Origin of the sequence: Methylocystis sp. MJC1 (assembly GCF_026427715.1) — a bacterium.
GTDB lineage: Bacteria > Pseudomonadota > Alphaproteobacteria > Rhizobiales > Beijerinckiaceae > Methylocystis.
Window position 1 is genome coordinate 3,337,314 of record NZ_CP107558.1, and the last position, 17,538, is coordinate 3,354,851.

Consider the following 17,538-nt stretch of genomic DNA (forward strand, 5'->3'; position numbering starts at 1 on the left):
CGCGCCCAATTACGCCTTTGCCGGCTCCCGCTGCGCATAGCCGAGCCGGATGTTCAGCTCATGCAGCAGCTTCTCGGCCGCGGCGGGAATATTCGTGCCGGGCGGGAAGATCGCCGCGGCGCCGAAGTCGTAGAGGGCCTGGAAATCATCCGGCGGGATGACGCCGCCGACGACCATCATAATGTCCTGGCGGCCCACTCCCGCCAGCGCGTCGCGCAGCTCGGGGGTCAGCGTCAAATGGCCGGCCGTCATGGTCGACACGCCGACAATATGGACGTCGGCTTCCTTGGCCTTCTGCGCCACTTCGTTCGGCGTCGCGAAGAGATCGCCGATGACGACGTCGAAGCCCATGTCGGCGAAGGCGGAGGCGATGACCTTCTGGCCGCGGTCGTGACCGTCCTGGCCCATCTTCGCGACGAGAATGCGCGGCTTGCGGCCGGTGTTTTCCTCGAAGTCACGGGTCATGCCGACGATGCGGCCGACCTGGGCGCTGTCCTTGCCGGCCTCCTTCGCATAGACGCCCGAAATGACATTGGCCTTGGGCTTGTGACGCGTGAAGACCTTTTCGAGCGCAAAGGAAATCTCGCCGACGCTCGCCTTGGCGCGCGCCGCCTTCACCGCGAGGTCGAGCAGATTGGCTCCCGAGGTCGCGCCCTCGGTCAGCGCATTCAGCGCGGCCTGGGTCGTCGGCTCGTCACGCTCACCGCGCAGGCGCTTCAGCTTGTCGAGCTGCGCGGCGCGCACGGCGGCATTGTCGACCTTGAGCACATTCGGCTTGGCGTCGTTCTCGGGCTGATATTTATTGACGCCCACGACGATCTGCGTCCCGCTGTCGATGCGCGCCTGCGTCTTGGCGGCGGCCTCCTCGATGCGCTGCTTGGGCACGCCCGCCGCAATGGCCTTGGCCATGCCCCCTAACGCCTCGATCTCCTCGATATGCGCCCAGGCCTTTTTGGCGAGCTCCGCCGTGAGGCGCTCGACATAATAGGAGCCGCCCCAGGGGTCGATCACGCGCGTCGTGCCGCTCTCCTGCTGCAACACGATCTGCGTGTTGCGGGCGATGCGGGCGGAGAAGTCGGTGGGGAGCGCCAGCGCCTCGTCCAGCGCATTGGTGTGCAGCGACTGGGTGTGGCCCTGCGTCGCCGCCATGGCCTCGACGCAAGTGCGGATCGAATTGACGTAGACGTCCTGCGCCGTGAGCGACCAGCCGGAGGTCTGGCAGTGCGTGCGCAGCGTCAGGCTCTTCTCGGATTTGGCGCCGAGGTCCTTCATGAGCCGCGCCCAGAGCAGGCGCGCAGCGCGCAGCTTGGCGACCTCCATGAAGAAGTTCATGCCGATGGCGAAGAAGAAGGAGAGACGCGGCGCGAAGGCGTCGATGTCGAGGCCCGCCGCGACGCCGGCGCGCACATATTCCACGCCGTCCGCGAGCGTGTAACCGAGCTCCAGATCGGCCGAGGCGCCGGCCTCCTGCATGTGATAGCCGGAGATCGAGATCGAGTTGAACTTCGGCATGTTCTGCGAGGTATAGGCAAAGATATCCGACACGATCCGCATCGAGGGGTCCGGCGGATAAATGTAAGTGTTGCGGACCATGAACTCTTTGAGAATATCGTTCTGGATGGTGCCGGTGAGCTTGTCGGCCGACACGCCCTGCTCTTCCGCCGCGACAATGAAGAGCGCGAGCACCGGCAGTACCGCGCCGTTCATGGTCATCGACACGGACATCTGATCGAGCGGAATGCCGTCGAAGAGCGTGCGCATGTCGTAGATCGAGTCGATCGCGACGCCCGCCATGCCGACGTCGCCCATGACGCGCGGATGGTCGGAGTCATAGCCGCGGTGGGTCGCGAGGTCGAAGGCGACGGAGAGGCCCTTCTGGCCGGCGGCGAGATTGCGGCGATAGAAGGCGTTGGAATCCTCGGCCGTGGAGAAGCCGGCGTATTGGCGGATCGTCCAGGGCTGGGCGACATACATGGTGGAATAAGGCCCGCGCACGAAAGGCGCGACGCCGGGGAAGCCGTCGATGAAGGAAAGCCCCTCGACATCCCCCGGCCCATAGCCGCTTTTCACCTCTATGCCCTCGGGCGTCAGCCAGCTGCGCGGCGGCGCCTCCTGCGCGACTTTGGTGGCGGCGAAGGGGATTTTGGTGAAATCGGGGATGGCGGACATCGTTTCCTCGGCTGCTTTCGGGGCGTTTTAGACCAGCCCAAGGGGAAGCGCAAAGTCCGCTTGGAAACGCTCGGCGCGGGATTCGAGGCCTATCGCTGGATCGACGCCAGATAAGCCAGCAGCGCCTCGATCTGCTTGGCGTCGAACTGAAACTGCGGCATTTCCGGCCCTTCATGGCCGACGAGTATGCCCTCGCCCAGCGCCTCCTCCAGATTGGAGAGCGGGTATTTGCGGGCAAGGTAACGGAAGGGTGGGGATTTGGGGTTCGCGCTCGCGCCTGTGCGGCCGACGGCATGGCAGCGGCTGCAGTTGGACTTGGCGATGCTGGCCCCAAGCCCCAGAAGCCCCCTCTCCGCCGCGCCGGCGGGCGCCGAGCCGCATGTGGCCGCAATAACGAAAAGGAGGGCGCCGGGGAGCGCGATTCGAACCAAGTTCGTCAATCTAGCCGCCGCTCCGGCGCCCGCCATCCGCGCCTATTGCCGCACCACCAGCACCGAGCATTTGGCGTGGCGCACGATCGTCTTGGCGTTGGAGCCCAGGAGATAGGTCGCCATGGTCGGGCGATGCGAGCCCACGACAATGAGATCGGCGCCCCAGTCTTCAGCCTCTGCGAGAACCTCGGGATAGACAGCGCCGAAACGCACCGTGGACGAGACGCGCCCGGCCGGCAGATCGACCTTGCCGGCGACATCCGACAAATCCTTCTCCGCTGCGACGCGCATCTCTTCGTCGAAATTCGGGGGGATATAGTCGACGAAAGCCACCGGCACGAGCGGCTGGACGTTCACGAGACGCAGCTGCGCCTCGCCGCCGGCCTTTGCCAGAGACAAGGCGGCGTCGAGCGCGATCCTGGTCATGTCGGACTCGCCCAGATCCACGGGCACGAGAATCTTCTTGTACATCGCCGCCTCCCTCTATGGTTTTGTCTCAAATCTTCCAGCCGTAATATAGGGGCTCGGCGATCCGCGCGCGAGCGGGCGGGTCGCCGCATCTCACAAAGATCTCTATTGCTTGCGGGTCAGGCGGCCGACCGCCGCTTTCGTCGCAAGTATGGTCTCGAGCGATTGCGCGCGCTTGGAGGTGGCCTGCGCCACAGCGGCTTTCACGTCCTCGACCGAATAAGGCTTCGGTATCACCAGAACCGGCTCGAGGTCGCCTGTCTGAAGCCATTGGGGAACGGCCGTCACGAAGACCACGGCGGCGTCTATGCTCTTCAGCATCTCGTTCACCGCGACGATTCCCGAGCTTCCATCGGCGAGCCTCACATCGGCGACCACAACCGCCGGCCGGGCTTTGAGGGCGAGCGACAGCGCCTCTTCCTGGGTGCGGGCGGGACCGATCACACGGTGCCCGAGGTCGCTGATGATCAGCTCTATGTCCTTGGCGATGATCGACTCATCCTCGACGACAAGCACGTCGAGGGCGCGTTGCTGGCGTTTCATTCGGGGGCGTGGCGCTGACTCGGGCGCCTGCGCTTCATCCAGGGGCAAATTCACAGCGGAGCCTCTCTCGTCGCAGCAATCCTGCGGTTGCGGACGCCAATCTCCCGAGTAGAAGCGCGTCGAGTAACGACAAGCGCTCGCGCGCGGCTCAAGCAATGGATCGTTAACGCGCGTAAATGCCGAGCGTTCCGAGGCGCTCGCCGCTTTCGCTCAGCGCTCCAGCTTGCGGCATTTTGTCCATTGTTGCGTTATCCGCCCAAAATGGGCGCGGCTTCGTTGAAGCAAGGGAAGCCTCCCAATAGATTTACAAACAGTCAGCTAACCTTCCTGCTGATCTTGCCCTTTTGGGCGTTCTCCCCCGACTTGGGCTGCTGGCGACGGCAGCCCATTTTTCTTGCGGGGTCAGATATAGGGCGCGAGCGCGCGCACCAGCTTCACGAGGCGGCGCATTTCCCGCTGCCAGAACTGCTCATAGTCCGCCCGGATGATCGGCTGCTGGTTGCGCAACGCCACCTGCCATTTGTCCTGCTCCACCTTTTCCAAAAGGCCGCGCTTCTGCAAGGCGAGCAGCTTTCGGCGTACCGTCTCGCGCGGGATTCCAGTAAGCTCCGATATTCGTGAGAGCGTCGGCGGCACGGCGCCAAGAACGTCCTGGTCCTGCTCCTGCTGGCGGCCCCGTTCTTCCCGCAGATAATAGCGGGAGATGAAAATGAAGATCAGCAGCTCGTCCAAATCGCCGTTGAAAATCTTGCGAAAGTCGATCAGCTGGGCGACCAGGAACTCGATGAATTCATGCTGAAACGTCACGTAATTTTCTTGGACGATCGTCTCGGGAAAATTCCTTTCATCGTCTGACATGGAAAGCATCCAGTTTGGCGGATTTGCGCGGAAAACAACGCGAATGGTCGGAGCGGATCGCCCATGCCCGCGAGGCAGACATCCTTATTTCCCCGCCAGGCGCGACGGCAAACGCCAGCGATATTTGTTCGATCATGATAAAAAGCGTCCCTCAAGTGAGGTCGAGGGACGCTCGCTGTTAGTGTCAGACCGCCTGCATCGCTTCGGGCTTGGAGCGACCGCGCTTCACCATCAACTTATTGAGCGCCGAGACATAGGCGCGCGCCGAGGCGACGAGCGTGTCGGGATCGGCGCCGCGGCCAGTGACGGACTTGCCCTCCTCGGAGAGGCGCACCGACACCTCCGCCTGCGCATCCGTCCCCTCGGTGACGGCGTGGACCTGATACAGCTCCAGCGTCGCCTCATGCGGCGCGAGGGCCTTTATGGCGTTGAAGATCGCGTCCACCGGGCCGTTGCCCGTCGCTTGGTGCGTCACCTTGTCGCCGTCGATATCGAGCGTCAGCGCCGCCGACTGCGGACCATGCGTGCCGGCCATGACCATCAAAGCGAGCACCTTGATGTGATCATGCGCCGAAACGATTTCATCGTCGACCAAAGCGACGAGATCTTCGTCGTAGACGAACTTCTTGCGATCGGCGAGATCCTTGAAGCGGTTGAAGGCGTCCTGCAGCGCATTCTCGCCGAGATCGTAGCCCAGCTCTTTCAGCTTTTCGCGGAAGGCGTGGCGGCCGGAATGCTTGCCCATGACGAGCGAGGTCTTGGTGACGCCGACGCTCTCGGGCGTCATGATCTCGTAAGTATGCGCGTTTTTGAGCATGCCATCCTGATGGATGCCGCTCTCATGCGCGAAGGCGTTACGACCGACGATCGCCTTGTTGTATTGCACCGGGAATGACGTCACCGCCGAGACGAGCTTGGAGGCGCGCGTCAGGAGCTTCGCGTCGATGTTGGTGTAATAGGGCAGAACGTCGTGACGCGTCTTCAGCGCCATGACAATCTCTTCCATGGCGGCGTTGCCCGCGCGTTCGCCGAGACCATTGATCGTGCACTCCACCTGCCGCGCGCCGCCGCGCACGCCGGCGAGCGAATTGGCGACAGCGAGACCCAGATCGTCGTGGCAGTGGACGGAGAAAACCGCCTTATCGGAGTTGGGCACGCGCTCGCGCACGGTGCGGAAGAGCCGCTCATATTCCTGCGGCGTCGTATAGCCGACGGTGTCGGGGATATTGATCGTCGTCGCGCCGGCGTTAATTGCGGTTTCGACGCAGCGGCACAGGAAATCGATCTCGGTGCGCGTGCCGTCCTCCGCCGACCATTCGACGTCGGCGACATGATTGCGCGCGCGCGTCACCGACGAGGCAATCAGCTCCAGAACCCGCTCCGGCTCCATTTGGAGCTTGTATTTCATGTGAACCGGCGAGGTGGAAATGAAAGTATGGATACGCGCCCTCTTCGCCTCGCGCAGCGCCTCGGCGCAGCGGTCGATGTCCTTCTCAGATGCGCGCGCCAGGCCGGCGACCGTCGCATTCTTCACGCGCCGCGCGACCTCACAGACGCTCTCAAAATCGCCAGGGCTCGCAATGGGAAAGCCCGCCTCGATGATGTCGACGCCCAATTGGTCGAGCAGATCGGCGACTTCCAGCTTTTCTTCCAGTGTCATGGAGGCGCCTGGCGATTGCTCGCCGTCGCGCAGGGTCGTGTCGAAAATGACGACGCGCTCGCCGTCCTGGGAGCTATTTGCGATATTGGTCATGATGAAACTTTCTGAAGCTGCTGCGCCCTATGTCGGGGCTTGTCCGGGTTTCGTCGAGCCCCTGATCGCCTGGGCGCAAGCCCTGCGGGCGTCAGGGGCGACGAAGAAGCAGCAGACCGGCGCGCGCAAAAGTTGCGCGAGAGCTGAGCCCCCACGCCATTTTGCCTTCATATGTGGCGGTATCGGCAGCCACCTTCCGACGTCCTCGCTTCGACGGCCTTCTCAAGGCCGCAATCGGCCAAGGATAAGCAAATACGCTCCGGCAGGCAAGCGACCGCCCGCGCGTTCGGCGTAAATCGAGGCTATCAAAAGTCTATCCGGAGCGCATTTGTTTTTTTACGCTTTCCGCCTTTCAGGCCTCTTGCCCAAAGGCCGATATGAGCCCTAACATCCTGCTATGGTCAAAACCGCCTTCTCGATCCGCCACGCACGCCCCGGCGACGCCGAGGAAATCGCACGCGTTCATGATGCTTCCTGGCGCGACGCGTATCGCGGCGTCATTCCTGGCGTGGAGCTCGAACGCATGATTGCGCGGCGCGGGCCAGCTTGGTGGCATTCGGCGATCGTTCGTGGCACCGGCCTGCTCGTGCTGGATTTCGACAAGCAGATCGCCGGCTATTCGACCTATGGCCGCAACCGCGTCCCGTCGATGCCCTATTCGGGCGAAATCTTCGAGCTGTATCTGGCGCCGCAGCATCAGGGGCTCGGCTTGGGCCGGCGCCTGTTCAACGCGGCGCGGCGCGAGCTTGCCGAGCACGGCTATCTCTCGACGATCGTCTGGGCGCTCGCCGATAATGAGAAGGCTCTGTCTTTCTACCGTAGCCTCGGCGGCCAGACCGTGCGTCGCGCGGAAGAACGCTTCGGCTCCGATATGCTAACCCGCGTCGCCTTCGGTTTCGTCTCCGCGCCCGTGCGCTGACCACCCCGTCATTGCGAGCGTAGCGAAGCAATCCAGAGCCATATTGACGCTCCCGGATCGCTTTGTCGCTCAGCGCCTCACGATGACGGGCCGGCGCTCAACGTTCTCTCAACCTCACAAGGATTTCCTTTGTCGCGAAGCCGTCCGCGGGCTGTATCCCCTCCGCGATCTGAAAGGCATGGATGGCGTTGCGGCTCGTGCGGCCCAATTTCCCGTCGATCGTCCCGCGATAATAGCCCTTGGCTGTCAGCAGCTGCTGCATCGCCTTGACGTCGTTGGTGGGAAGCGGCGCGACGCGCGGCCACGCGGCTAAGGGCGTCTCCCGTCCGGCGATGCGATCCGCGAGAATAGCAACCGACATCGCATAGGCGTCCGAAGTATTATATTGCCGTATGACCTCGAAATTATCCGAGATCAGAAAGGCTGGCCCGTTCGCGCCAGCCGGCAAGTAAAGGCTTGCCGCGCCTCCCGGGGGGAGCGCCTCGCCGTCCGCCCGCTGAACGCCCAGCGACCGCCAACGGCCGAAATCGAGATCGAATGTTGCGAAATCGAACCCGTCGGGCAGCCGGACCTCGACGACCGCCGGAAGGCCGGCGGCCCACCCCGACTTCTCGAGGAAATTTCCGATCGAGGCGACAGCGTCCGCGTGGGAGCGCCATATGTCCGGCGCGCCGGCGCCGTCGTCGCTTTCGGCATATTTGAGATAGGCCGACGGCATGAACTGCGGCTGGCCCATGGCGCCGGCCCAGGAACCGCGCAATTGGGCGCGCGTCGCATAGCCCTTTTCCAGCATCATCAAGGCGCTGACGAACTCCTCGATGAACGTCTCGGCGCGGTGGCCCTTCCAGGCAAGCGTCGCCAGCACCCTCAGCGCATCTGCGCCGCCGGTCGCCGTCCCGAAATTGCTTTCGACGCCCAGAATGGCGGTAATGATCTCGCCTGGAACGCCGTGCCGCGCGGTCGCGCGGCGCAAGGGGCCGGCGAGCTCCGCCGCGACGGATTGGCCGCGCGCGACGCGGCTGCTCGTCACCGTTCCAGCGAGATAGGCAGGGATGGAAATGGTGAATTCCGCCTGCGCCTTAGGCTTGGCGAGGACGCCTGGCTCCGGCGCGAGGCCCGAGATCGCGGCCTCGAAAGTGGCGCGCGAAACGCCGGCCGCCTGGGCTTGCGGCCAGAGGTTTTGCAGGAATTGCGTAAAATCCTCGGCGCGGGCCGGAAGGGCGAGCGTCGCCAAGCTCAGAGCCAAACCCTGCAGCGCGCGGCGGCGATCGAGGAAGCCAAAGCGGCTTTTGCTGTGTCTCATGACCTCCTCAGGCCTTGCTTGTTTGGAAATCTTTCATATTGCAGCATTTGACAGGCCGGCTGCGCTGCCGTCTACTGAGGACAACAGAGTTTCGAGGGGCGAGATTGCTCGCTGGCGGTCCTTAAAATGACGCATCAAGCTGTACCCAGAAGCTTCAACGACGCCCGCCGCCTGCGCGAGCAGCCCGCAGGCGTGCCGCTGGATCCGAAGACCAAGCTCCGCAACGCCGGCCTTCGCCCGACCGTGCAGCGCCTGGCGCTCAGCAAGCTTCTCTTCGGCAAGGGCGATCGCCATGTCAGCGCTGAGGCGCTTCATGCCGAGGCGCGCGAAGCCGGCCTCACAATGTCGTTGTCGACTGTCTACAACACGCTGAACCAATTCGCGCAAGCGGGCCTTCTGCGCGAGATCGCGGTCCAGGGGCCGCGCACCTATTTCCACACCCGCACCTCGCCGCACCACCATTTCATGGATGAGGCAACTGGCCGCATGTTCGACGCGGCGGATGGCTCGGTGGAGTTCTCCCGCCTGCCGGCGCCGCCTGAGGGCATGGAGATTGTTGGCTGCGACGTGATCATCCGCATTCGCCCGAAGAAGGGCTGAGCGGTCCCGGATGCGCGCCTGAAGGCGCGCGGTCCAGGCGCGCCACCATTGGACCGCGAGCCTTCAGGCTCGCCTTGATCATCAGCCCAGAAGCTTTTTCAGCTCCGCCCTCAGCCCGTCCGCCACATCCGCCCGCGCGAGGCCGAAAGCGACATTCGCCGCGAGGAAGCCGAGCTTCGAGCCCGTGTCATAGGTGCGGCCGTCGAAGCGCACGCCATGGAACGGGCGCTCCTTGGCGAGATGGATCATGGCGTCGGTCAGCTGGATCTCCCCGCCCGCGCCCTTCTCGCCCTTCTCGAGCAGCGCGAAAATCTCCGGCTCGAGAATGTAACGCCCAGAGATGATCAAATTGCTGGGCGCCGTGCCCTGTGGCGGCTTCTCCACCATGCCGGTGATCTCGAAAGTTTCGCCGAAATCCTTACCCTTGGCGACGATGCCATATTGGTGCGTCTCCTCGGGCTTCACCTCCTCGACGGCAATGATGTTGCCGCCGTGCTTCTCATAGGCCTCGACAGCCTGCGCCATGCAGCGCGAGGTCTTGCCGGCAGCCGGGAGGGTGATCATGTCGGGGAGCAGCACCGCGAAGGGCTCGTCGCCGATGATCTCGCGCGCGCACCAGACGGCGTGGCCGAGACCCAGCGGCGCTTGCTGGCGCGTAAAGCTCGTGGCCCCCGCCTTCGGCAGATCAGCCATCAGACTTTCGTATTCTTTTGTCTTATTGCGGCGCTTGAGGGTGTCCTCAAGTTCATAGCCCATGTCGAAATGATCTTCGATCGTTCCCTTGCCGCGTCCCGTGACAAAAACGAAATGCTCGATGCCGGCCTCGCGCGCCTCGTCGACGACGTGCTGGACTACAGGGCGATCGACGACCGTCAGCATTTCCTTCGGCACCGCCTTGGTTGCCGGCAAGAAGCGCGTGCCGAGGCCCGCCACGGGTAAAACAGCCTTGCGAATGCGTCTGGTCATGTGGGTCCGACTTCGAGTGGGTTAGGTTACGAGAAAGCCAATCTCGCGTAAAAGAATGTCAAATTCTTACGCGCTTGGCCTCGATTTTAAGTTCGCGGCGTTAATTTGGGATGAGGAACGAGGGAACGGCAAGATGGCGGTTTTGGTCACAGGCGGCGCCGGCTACATTGGCAGTCATACGGTTCTCGAACTCCTCGACGCAGGCCAAAAACCGGTCGTGCTGGACGATCTCTCCACTGGCTTCCGCTGGGCGGTGCCCGAAGGGACGTCGCTGATCGTCGGCGACGACGGCGATGGAGATCTCGTCGCAGGGCAGATCCGCGACCATAAAGTCGACGCCGTCATTCATTTCGCCGCCAAGATCGTGGTCCCCGAGTCGGTCGCCGATCCTCTGGGCTACTATCTTAACAATACGGCGAAAGCGCGCTCGCTGATCGCGACCGCGGTCCACTGCGGCGTGAAGCATTTCATCTTCTCCTCGACCGCCGCCGTCTATGGCGACCCCGAACATCTGCCCGTGACCGAAGACGAGCCCTTGAAGCCCGTCTCCCCCTATGGCCGCTCCAAGCTCATGGTCGAATGGATGCTGGAGGATACGGCGCGGGCGCATGATTTCGCTTATGTAGCGCTACGTTATTTCAACGTCGCTGGAGCCGACCCCAAAGGGCGCTCCGGCCAATCCACGCCCAACGCCACCCATCTCATCAAGGTCGCGGCGCAGGCGGCGCTCGGCAAGCGGCCGAAAATGCAGGTCTTCGGCACGGATTACCCTACTCCCGACGGCACCTGCGTTCGCGATTATATCCAGGTCACCGACCTCGCCCGCGCCCATCTCGACGCTTTGCGCTATCTGCGGGAGGGCGGGAAGAGCCTCGTCGCCAATTGCGGTTATGCGCATGGCTTTTCGGTGCTCGAGGTCATCGAGGCGGTCAAGCGCATATCGGGCGTGGATTTCCCGGTCGAATACGCCCCGCGCCGCCCGGGCGATCCGGCGGCCATCGTCGCCGCCAACGAGCGGGCGCGCAATGTGCTCGGCTGGACTCCGGAGCACGACAACCTCGACGAGATCGTGCGGCAGGCGCTCGATTGGGAGAAGAAGCTCGGCTGAGCCTTGTTAGAGTCGTCCCGTCCGTGCGGGCATTACGCTTCCAGCCGTTCGACGATGGTTCGCAGCACCTTGAGCCGAGCGAACTTCTTGTCATTGGCCTCAACCAGCGTCCAGGGCGCGAGCCGCGAGCTGGTACGGTCGACCATGTCGGTCATGGCCTGTTCGTAAAGGCCCCATTTCTCGCGGTTGCGCCAATCGTCGGGGGTCAACTTGTAGCGCTTGAACGCCTTGGCCTCCCGATCCTCGAAACGGCGTAGCTGCTCCTCTTGCGAGATGGCGAGCCAGAATTTCACGACAAGATAGCCAGTCTCGCTGAGCTGGCGTTCGAAATCATTGATCTCCTGATAGGCGCGCATCCAGTCCTGCGAGGCGGCGAAGCCCTCGACGCGCTCGACGAGCACGCGCCCGTACCAGCTGCGGTCGAAGATGGCGACGTCCCCCCTGCGGGGTAGATTGCGCCAGAAACGCCAGAGATAAGGCCTTGCAAGCTCTTCGTCGCTGGGCGCGGCGACGCCATGGACGCGGAAGCGGCGCGGATCGAGCGCCTCGCGCACGCGGCGGATCGCCCCGCCCTTCCCTGCTGCGTCATTACCCTCGAAGAGGAGCACGAGACCCTTGTTGCGGAAGCTCTTCGCGGTCGTGGCCTCGGTAAGGCCCTGCTGCAAATCCCGCAGCTCCTGGCTGTAGGTCTCCCGGTCGGCCGTTTTCGTCAGGTCCAGCGTGGAAACGAGGCTCGGCCGCGGCAAAGCGCTCTCCGGCGTGGCGACGGCCTGCGTGTTCGGCGCGGCTGGCGCCCCCTCGACGGCGCTTTTCAAGGTCTGCAACAAGAGATCGCCCACGGCGGCGTCGCGGTAATGCGGGTCGGACGCCGGCACCACGGCCCAGGGCGCATTGCCGGTGGAAGTCTTCTCGATCATCTCGAGCGCCGCGTCAGTGAGACGGGACCGAGCCTTGCCGCCGTCGATCTCGTCCCATTCGATGACAGCGGGGCGGCGTAGCGCACCATGCGCCTCGCGCAGCTTCTCGAGCCGTTTCTGCGCCTCGCGATCGTCCATATGGAGCCAAATCTTCAGGAGATGCACGCCCTCGCGGCGCAGCATCTCCTCGGAGCGGATCATGTCCTCCAGGGCGTTATCGTAAGCGTTTTTATCCAGCCGCCCCAACGCACGGTTGCGCAACAGGCGGTGATGCCAGGACCCGAGCACGAGCGCGATTCGTCCCTTGGACGGCATGTCGCGCCAATAGCGCCACGAGCCCGGGCGCGCCCGCTCTTCGTCCGTGGGCTTGCCGTAGGAAAGCGTCTCGACGAGGTGGTCGTCCAGCCAATCATAGAGCCGGTTGACGACCTCGCCTTTGCCGGCGCCGTCCGAGCCATTGATGAGCACCATAATCGCGGCGCGCTTCTGCTCCGCGACCTCGAATTGCGCATCGAGCAAAAGCTCGCGCAGCCGCGTCTCGGCGGCCTCGAATTCGTCCTTGGTCATGACATGCGGCAGGTTGGCGGATTCGAACATGGGTCTCTTTCCGGCAAAGGCAACTTTTCAAACGGGCGAGCTGTGGTAGATGTAGCGGCGAGCGGGTCCCGTAGCTCAGCAGGATAGAGCAGCGGTTTCCTAAACCGAAGGTCACAGGTTCGAATCCTGTCGGGACCGCCATAAGCTCCAAAGAAAATCGGCGTCCGGCAATAATCTTTGACGACCGCTCGCAAAAAGAAAAGGCCCGGCGCGAACCGGGCCCTCCCTTGACGAAACCGGCCGGATTTCGCTCGATCAAAAACTCGCGAGGACCGGCGCCGAACCCCAGTTGAAATGGTAGTTCAGGCCAGCGCGCACGATATTACCGCGAATGGGCGCGGAGACCACAGGCGTTGTCGCCGCGAAGCTCCAAGCCGGAACGGGGGTGAAATTGATGCCCGCGCCGCCAAAAGTGTGGATCGTGCCGAGGTCGTAATAGAGATATTCGACCTTCGCGGACCAGTTGGGCATGAACATCCATTCGAGGCCGCCGCCCGCCGTCCAGCCCGTCGCCGTGTCGGAGAAGCTCGAGAATCCGGCCCCGAACAGGCCGGTCGGGTTGAGGATTTGAAGCGTGCTCGCGTTGAGGGTCACGCCGCCATAGGCGAAGCCGCCCGTGCCATAGAGCAAGAGAGTCGGCATGAAGAGCCAGCCCAAGCGGCCACGAACCGTGCCGAGATAGTCGAGGCTGCCTGAAAGCCGCGTGAACTGGCTGACGCTGAAGCCCGAGGGGAGCGGCAGAACGCCAAAAAGAGTGGTGTCGCCGCCGCTGCTGGCGACGCCCTGGATGTCCGCTTCCAGGCCGACGAGGAAGTTCTGGTAGAACTGGTAATTATAGCCGACCTGGCCGCCGCCGATGAAGCCGGAGCGGTTGCCAATCCCGGCGAATCCCTGGCCGCCGCTGAACCAGGCCCACTGGCCGGGCGCAGGCTGGACGCCGCCCAACTGCTTGGGCGCAGACGTCACGAGGACGCCGTCGAACTGGGTGAGCGTCGCCGTCCTGTCGGAGGCCCATGTGCCGCCGGCGTTCACGCCAGCATAGAAACCTGTCCAGGTCGGCAAGGGCGCCGCCGCCGGCGGAAGGGCAGGCGGAGCCTTACGGGACGGAAGGTCCGCCGCAAAGGCGGAGCCCGCCATCAGCGCCGAAGCCGCAACCGAAAGACAGAATTTTTTCATAATGATCATCCTCCTCGAGTCATCCCTCTAGTGACCGCGGGGAATAGATCGCACGCATAGTTTTATGAGAAGATGGATATTACGGTAGAGAGGTTCTTTATTCGCATATGTATCAAATCTGCAACAAATACTGTAGATAATACACTCAAGACACGGGTAACTTCGGCAGTTTTACTTAAGATAATCTACGTACGTGTAGCTACGTACAGGACGATATGCTTTGCTGTGCGCCGATGGCAGGGATGGCCGCGCGGCCATGTATGCGAGGATGCCCACGATGACATCGCGTCGGAGCCATCCTGGCGCCTCTTTTCACAGGGAGGCTTTCACCGAACGATGAGCTGTGGCAACGATGCCTGCCGTACGCTCTCGCCCCTTTTGATGGATTTTCGGATATGCGCCGCCGCCCAACAGCTTTCCTTGCCGCTGCGATCATCATGCTCGCTGCGGGGTGGGCCCATGCGCAAGATCGACCCTCCCACGCAAGGAAATCCAGCGCCGAAAAGCGACAGACGCCGCCCGTGAGCGAGCCGGCGCCCTGCCCCCGCGCCACATGGAAGGACGACCCCGTCTGCTTCGGAGAAGGAGACCGAGACGCTTTGCCGGTCCCTTCCGCCACGTCGATCCAACACGAGCGGACCGCCGACGGCATCGAGATCAAGCCGACGGCGAAGCTCAACCCCCGCCCGACCGGCCCCGGCGGCAGCGCCTATCAATCGGAAAACACCTACCAATCGAACGGAAACTCGGTTACGTCGAATTACGGCGGCGGCCTCAGCCTGCATCTTCCCTTCTGAAACTGGCGTCGGAGACGCGCCCGCCGGCTTAACAGCCGATTATTCCGGAGCCTGATCATGGCCGATGAAGCCCGCCCGCCGCTGCCGCCCTTCACCGATGAAACAGCGCGGCAGAAAGTAAGGCTTGCCGAAGACGCCTGGAACAGCAGGGACCCGGCGCGAGTCGCCCTGGCCTATACCTCGGACAGCCAGTGGCGGAATCGGTCCCGATTCATTTTTGGCCGCGCCGAAATCATCGCCTTTCTCGAAGAAAAATGGGCGGCCGAACAAGACTATCGGTTGATCAAGGAGATTTGGGCGCATCAGGGCAATCGCATCGCCGTGCGCTTCGCTTATGAATATCGCAATGCTTCCGGCGAGTGGTTTCGCGCCTATGGCAACGAGAATTGGGAATTTGCCGAAAACGGCCTCATGCGGCGGCGCATCGCCAGCATCAACGATCTGGCCATCGACGAAAATGCGCGCAAGCTGACGTTCCCGCAAGGGCGTCGTCCCGACGATTTCCCCGGCCTCACCGAGCTCGGTCTCTGATCGGAAGCTTCCCCTTCATACAGGGAAGCAGGACGACGCGCGGATGCTGAGGCTCGGCAGATTGAAATAGGGCGCGAAATTCGGAAATGCGTAGCTCGCCGAGACGAGATTGCCGCAGGACGATTGGCTGAACGAGAAGGTCGAGGCAGGCACGTTCAGACCAAAAGCCTGATTGACCGCGAACTGCTGGATGGCAGCGGGTGAGCTGCAGACCACCGTATTGATCGTCGCGCAGCGGTCGCCACAACGGCGGTCGCCGAGGCGCAACCGCAATAGAGCTGCGGCTGCGGAGAGGCGCTGACGCCTGAATAGGTCGTGGCGCTGAGAATGGCGTTTGTCGTTCCATTCTGCGACGGATAAGTCCGCACTTTACTTTTACGATGAAGACGACGCCGATGATTGCACCAACGGGGAAGACGACTCGACAGGGCAAAAGCTTCCCCCTCGCACCGCGAGAGTGGGATAAGCAGCGTCATTATTTCCCGCCGCCGACAGCCTCGTGATAGTTTTCGATGTTCGTCTGAAAATCAGCGATGCATTTCGGCGGAATTTTATCAGCAATCGCCGGCCGCTTGTCGGAGCAGCGTCCGAGCATGTCCGGTCCGGGTTTGAAGCCCTTGCAGAGTTCGGCGTAGATATCGTTGCACTCGTTCGACAGCTTTTCCTCGGCCGCAGCGCCGGCGCCGAGAACGCCGTCGATGAGCTTGCGCGCTTCCTCATTGGTCGCCGCTGAGCCAATGAAGGCCGGTTCGCCGCGCAGATCAAACACGAAGAGCGCCGAGCCAGAGGCGCCAGGCTTATCCGTGCGCTGATAGGAGACGCGCACGATCAATCCCCCCCGCCTTACCATTGGCGTCAAGCCGCCACTCGGCTTGTTGCGCTCCCGAGACATTGGCAAACTCTCCGAGCTTGAAATCGGAGACCAACGGTTTTTCCAGGGAGAAAAGCTTTCCGCCTCGCCCCAGAACCAGAAAGCTGCGCGGATCGTCCTCGATCACATAGACAGAATAGTTGTCGATCCCCTTGCAATGAAAAACGCCCGTGCCGGCGCCTTTTTCCAGTGTGCGTCCCGGCAGCTTCAGGCGTTCGAGCGTCTCGCAATTTTGGAGAGAGCTATATTGCGATTTGAGCGCTTCGGCGCCTGCTACGTTAGAAGCGAAAATCCAGGAAGCGAAAATCCAGGCGGAAAACATGAGCCCACGCGCAAAACTTCTGTCGATTGCCAAGTTTGCTTCCTTTCAATGAAAACCCAGGCTTCCACTAACTATGCGCCAGAGCGTCGCGCATCTCGACGATGGGCGCGGGATCGACAGTGACGCCGCCGCGGAACGGATTATCGAGCGCTGCGATCAGAAAAATGACGGCGCCGAGGAAGAGCGCGGTGGTCGCCCCAAGCAGGAGATGCACATGCATCTCCATGTCGAAGAGGCACATAAGCAGCATGTAGAGAAAGGCGCCGAGATAGACCACGGCCCACATCGGGGCCGGAATGCCATTACCCTCGCTCGACAACAGCTGGCGGCGCTGCTCGATAAGCGTGTTGATCTGGCGGAAGGCCTCGCCGTAAACGAGCTCCTCGCTCTTGGTCGAGGGCTGGAAGGCGAAAAGCTTTCTGAGCATGCGGCGCAAGGTCGGCGAAGGGCCGGTCGGCGTCGGCGCGCTCACATCCTTGGGCCAATGGGTCTCGAGCGCCTCGACGGTGTAATCCTGCAAATCCTGCTGCAGCTGCGCGCTCAAGGGCGCGGGCAGGCCATCGAGATCATGGCGCAGCGTCGCGAGCGTCAGCGCCTTTTTGGAGACGGCGTCCTTGACGCTGGAGAAATCCTGATAGGCCTCGACGGCGAGCAGGCCGAGCAGAATGCCATAAAGCGCCGCGAAGCTTTGAAGCGAGAAGCCGATCATGTCATTGGCGTTGCGCCTCCCATGAATCCATCGCAGCGAGTAAGGACGGCAGACGAAGATTCCGGCGATGGCGACCGCCGCGAACCCGGCGCAAAAAACCAGAGCCAATTGCATTGTCGAAAGGCCTTTGAACAAATCGAGCATTGCCGTCCCCCGTGCGATCATTTGGCGACGGGAGCGGCGCTTTGTCAAAAGGCGCGGCTCTATCGGCTGAAAAGCCAGAAGATCACGCTCAATAAGACGCTCAGCAGCAGCGACGTTGCAAGCGGAACATAGACGCGCAGATTGCCGCGCTCGAAGACGATATCGCCCGGCAGGCGTCCGAGGCCGAGACGCTCGGCCGCAAGCCACGCCAGGCCGAGCCCAATGAGCGCGATCCCCACCAAAATCAACAATCTAGGCATCTATCTCCCCTCCTCCGCGCGTGGCCCCCACGAGGCGACATATTGTCGCGAAAGGCCAAATCGCGAGCCCCTTCGCTTGCAAAAGAGCGGGCGCGC

The 17,538-nt window shown here is 62.7% G+C and carries 20 protein-coding genes and 1 tRNA gene; 6 read left to right on the forward strand and 15 right to left on the reverse strand.

Features of this window, described 5'->3' with window-relative positions; all coding sequences use genetic code 11:
• Positions 1-9: 9 nt before the first annotated feature.
• The 6 genes from scpA to OGR47_RS16035 form a co-directional block, all read right to left on the reverse strand.
• The gene (scpA, locus tag OGR47_RS16010) at positions 10-2,169 is read right to left on the reverse strand and encodes a methylmalonyl-CoA mutase (protein WP_165055152.1); all 2,160 of its coding nucleotides are present in this window, start codon (positions 2,167-2,169) and stop codon (positions 10-12) included.
• Positions 2,170-2,258: 89 nt separating this feature from the next.
• Positions 2,259-2,609 carry a c-type cytochrome gene (locus tag OGR47_RS16015; RefSeq protein ID WP_246729812.1) on the reverse strand — a complete coding sequence of 117 codons (351 nt, stop codon included), beginning with the start codon at positions 2,607-2,609 and terminating at the stop codon, positions 2,259-2,261.
• Between the two features lie 33 nt (positions 2,610-2,642).
• Positions 2,643-3,071, reverse strand: coding sequence for a universal stress protein (locus tag OGR47_RS16020; protein ID WP_165055149.1), 429 nt, complete (start codon positions 3,069-3,071; stop codon positions 2,643-2,645).
• 102 nt (positions 3,072-3,173) lie between these two features.
• Complete coding sequence (locus OGR47_RS16025) at positions 3,174-3,611, reverse strand: response regulator (protein WP_165055147.1); 438 nt, start codon at positions 3,609-3,611, stop codon at positions 3,174-3,176.
• Between the two features lie 402 nt (positions 3,612-4,013).
• Positions 4,014-4,469 (reverse strand): helix-turn-helix domain-containing protein, encoded by a 456-nt coding sequence (locus tag OGR47_RS16030; RefSeq protein WP_165055145.1) that lies wholly within the window; start codon positions 4,467-4,469, stop codon positions 4,014-4,016.
• 184 nt (positions 4,470-4,653) lie between these two features.
• On the reverse strand, positions 4,654-6,222 hold the full coding sequence (locus tag OGR47_RS16035; protein WP_165055143.1) for a 2-isopropylmalate synthase: 1,569 nt from the start codon (positions 6,220-6,222) through the stop codon (positions 4,654-4,656).
• 397 nt (positions 6,223-6,619) lie between these two features.
• Between OGR47_RS16035 and OGR47_RS16040 the strand changes: the two genes are divergently transcribed.
• Positions 6,620-7,141 carry a GNAT family N-acetyltransferase gene (locus tag OGR47_RS16040; protein ID WP_165055142.1) on the forward strand — a complete coding sequence of 174 codons (522 nt, stop codon included), beginning with the start codon at positions 6,620-6,622 and terminating at the stop codon, positions 7,139-7,141.
• A 97-nt stretch (positions 7,142-7,238) separates the two neighbouring features.
• On the opposite strand, the gene OGR47_RS16045 is transcribed toward OGR47_RS16040, so the two are convergent.
• Positions 7,239-8,444: a lytic murein transglycosylase gene (locus OGR47_RS16045; RefSeq protein WP_165055141.1), complete on the reverse strand. Its 1,206-nt coding sequence runs from the start codon at positions 8,442-8,444 to the stop codon at positions 7,239-7,241.
• Between the two features lie 126 nt (positions 8,445-8,570).
• Here OGR47_RS16045 and irrA point away from each other — a divergent pair, with 126 nt between their 5' ends.
• A complete protein-coding gene (gene irrA / locus OGR47_RS16050; protein ID WP_165055140.1) occupies positions 8,571-9,044 on the forward strand; it encodes an iron response transcriptional regulator IrrA in 474 nt (157 codons plus the stop codon).
• An 81-nt stretch (positions 9,045-9,125) separates the two neighbouring features.
• On the opposite strand, the gene galU is transcribed toward irrA, so the two are convergent.
• Positions 9,126-10,010, reverse strand: a complete 885-nt coding sequence (gene galU / locus OGR47_RS16055) for a UTP--glucose-1-phosphate uridylyltransferase GalU (protein ID WP_165055139.1) — start codon at positions 10,008-10,010, stop codon at positions 9,126-9,128.
• A 133-nt stretch (positions 10,011-10,143) separates the two neighbouring features.
• On the opposite strand from galU, the gene galE reads away from it, so the two are divergent.
• Positions 10,144-11,118, forward strand: coding sequence for a UDP-glucose 4-epimerase GalE (gene galE, locus OGR47_RS16060; protein WP_165055138.1), 975 nt, complete (start codon positions 10,144-10,146; stop codon positions 11,116-11,118).
• A gap of 32 nt (positions 11,119-11,150) precedes the next feature.
• Here the strand turns inward: galE and pap are convergent, their stop codons facing one another.
• Positions 11,151-12,632 (reverse strand): polyphosphate:AMP phosphotransferase, encoded by a 1,482-nt coding sequence (pap, locus tag OGR47_RS16065; protein WP_165055137.1) that lies wholly within the window; start codon positions 12,630-12,632, stop codon positions 11,151-11,153.
• 64 nt (positions 12,633-12,696) lie between these two features.
• On the opposite strand from pap, the gene OGR47_RS16070 reads away from it, so the two are divergent.
• A tRNA-Arg gene (locus OGR47_RS16070) sits at positions 12,697-12,773 on the forward strand.
• Positions 12,774-12,887: 114 nt separating this feature from the next.
• On the opposite strand, the gene OGR47_RS16075 is transcribed toward OGR47_RS16070, so the two are convergent.
• Positions 12,888-13,808, reverse strand: coding sequence for an outer membrane protein (locus tag OGR47_RS16075; protein ID WP_165055136.1), 921 nt, complete (start codon positions 13,806-13,808; stop codon positions 12,888-12,890).
• Positions 13,809-14,203: 395 nt separating this feature from the next.
• On the opposite strand from OGR47_RS16075, the gene OGR47_RS16080 reads away from it, so the two are divergent.
• Complete coding sequence (locus OGR47_RS16080; protein WP_165055135.1) at positions 14,204-14,605, forward strand: hypothetical protein; 402 nt, start codon at positions 14,204-14,206, stop codon at positions 14,603-14,605.
• Between the two features lie 57 nt (positions 14,606-14,662).
• Positions 14,663-15,136 carry a DUF1348 family protein gene (locus tag OGR47_RS16085; protein WP_165055134.1) on the forward strand — a complete coding sequence of 158 codons (474 nt, stop codon included), beginning with the start codon at positions 14,663-14,665 and terminating at the stop codon, positions 15,134-15,136.
• A gap of 15 nt (positions 15,137-15,151) precedes the next feature.
• On the opposite strand, the gene OGR47_RS16090 is transcribed toward OGR47_RS16085, so the two are convergent.
• The 5 genes from OGR47_RS16090 to OGR47_RS16110 all read right to left on the reverse strand — a co-directional run bounded on the left by OGR47_RS16090 (position 15,152) and on the right by OGR47_RS16110 (position 17,442).
• Entirely contained in the window at positions 15,152-15,403 is a 252-nt protein-coding gene (locus tag OGR47_RS16090; RefSeq protein WP_165055132.1) for a hypothetical protein, read from the reverse strand.
• 208 nt (positions 15,404-15,611) lie between these two features.
• Positions 15,612-15,968: a hypothetical protein gene (locus OGR47_RS16095; RefSeq protein WP_165055131.1), complete on the reverse strand. Its 357-nt coding sequence runs from the start codon at positions 15,966-15,968 to the stop codon at positions 15,612-15,614.
• The gene (locus OGR47_RS16100; protein ID WP_165055129.1) at positions 15,934-16,362 is read right to left on the reverse strand and encodes a hypothetical protein; all 429 of its coding nucleotides are present in this window, start codon (positions 16,360-16,362) and stop codon (positions 15,934-15,936) included. The genes OGR47_RS16095 and OGR47_RS16100 overlap by 35 nt, the downstream gene beginning before the upstream one ends.
• Before the next feature lie 34 nt (positions 16,363-16,396).
• Positions 16,397-17,182, reverse strand: coding sequence for a DUF4239 domain-containing protein (locus OGR47_RS16105; RefSeq protein ID WP_246729811.1), 786 nt, complete (start codon positions 17,180-17,182; stop codon positions 16,397-16,399).
• Between the two features lie 59 nt (positions 17,183-17,241).
• Positions 17,242-17,442 (reverse strand): DUF2905 domain-containing protein, encoded by a 201-nt coding sequence (locus tag OGR47_RS16110; RefSeq protein WP_165055127.1) that lies wholly within the window; start codon positions 17,440-17,442, stop codon positions 17,242-17,244.
• Between the last annotated feature and the right edge of the window lie 96 nt (positions 17,443-17,538).

Coding starts and splice junctions, on each gene's coding strand:
- scpA (WP_165055152.1), bottom strand. CDS start 2,169: ATGTCCGCCATCCCCGATTTCACCAAAATCCCCTTCGCCGCCACCAAA.
- OGR47_RS16020 (WP_165055149.1), bottom strand. CDS start 3,071: ATGTACAAGAAGATTCTCGTGCCCGTGGATCTGGGCGAGTCCGACATG.
- OGR47_RS16025 (WP_165055147.1), bottom strand. CDS start 3,611: ATGAAACGCCAGCAACGCGCCCTCGACGTGCTTGTCGTCGAGGATGAG.
- OGR47_RS16030 (WP_165055145.1), bottom strand. CDS start 4,469: ATGTCAGACGATGAAAGGAATTTTCCCGAGACGATCGTCCAAGAAAAT.
- OGR47_RS16035 (WP_165055143.1), bottom strand. CDS start 6,222: ATGACCAATATCGCAAATAGCTCCCAGGACGGCGAGCGCGTCGTCATT.
- OGR47_RS16040 (WP_165055142.1), top strand. CDS start 6,620: ATGGTCAAAACCGCCTTCTCGATCCGCCACGCACGCCCCGGCGACGCC.
- OGR47_RS16045 (WP_165055141.1), bottom strand. CDS start 8,444: ATGAGACACAGCAAAAGCCGCTTTGGCTTCCTCGATCGCCGCCGCGCG.
- irrA (WP_165055140.1), top strand. CDS start 8,571: ATGACGCATCAAGCTGTACCCAGAAGCTTCAACGACGCCCGCCGCCTG.
- galU (WP_165055139.1), bottom strand. CDS start 10,010: ATGACCAGACGCATTCGCAAGGCTGTTTTACCCGTGGCGGGCCTCGGC.
- galE (WP_165055138.1), top strand. CDS start 10,144: ATGGCGGTTTTGGTCACAGGCGGCGCCGGCTACATTGGCAGTCATACG.
- pap (WP_165055137.1), bottom strand. CDS start 12,632: ATGTTCGAATCCGCCAACCTGCCGCATGTCATGACCAAGGACGAATTC.
- OGR47_RS16075 (WP_165055136.1), bottom strand. CDS start 13,808: ATGAAAAAATTCTGTCTTTCGGTTGCGGCTTCGGCGCTGATGGCGGGC.
- OGR47_RS16080 (WP_165055135.1), top strand. CDS start 14,204: ATGCGCCGCCGCCCAACAGCTTTCCTTGCCGCTGCGATCATCATGCTC.
- OGR47_RS16085 (WP_165055134.1), top strand. CDS start 14,663: ATGGCCGATGAAGCCCGCCCGCCGCTGCCGCCCTTCACCGATGAAACA.
- OGR47_RS16105 (WP_246729811.1), bottom strand. CDS start 17,182: ATGCTCGATTTGTTCAAAGGCCTTTCGACAATGCAATTGGCTCTGGTT.
- OGR47_RS16110 (WP_165055127.1), bottom strand. CDS start 17,442: ATGCCTAGATTGTTGATTTTGGTGGGGATCGCGCTCATTGGGCTCGGC.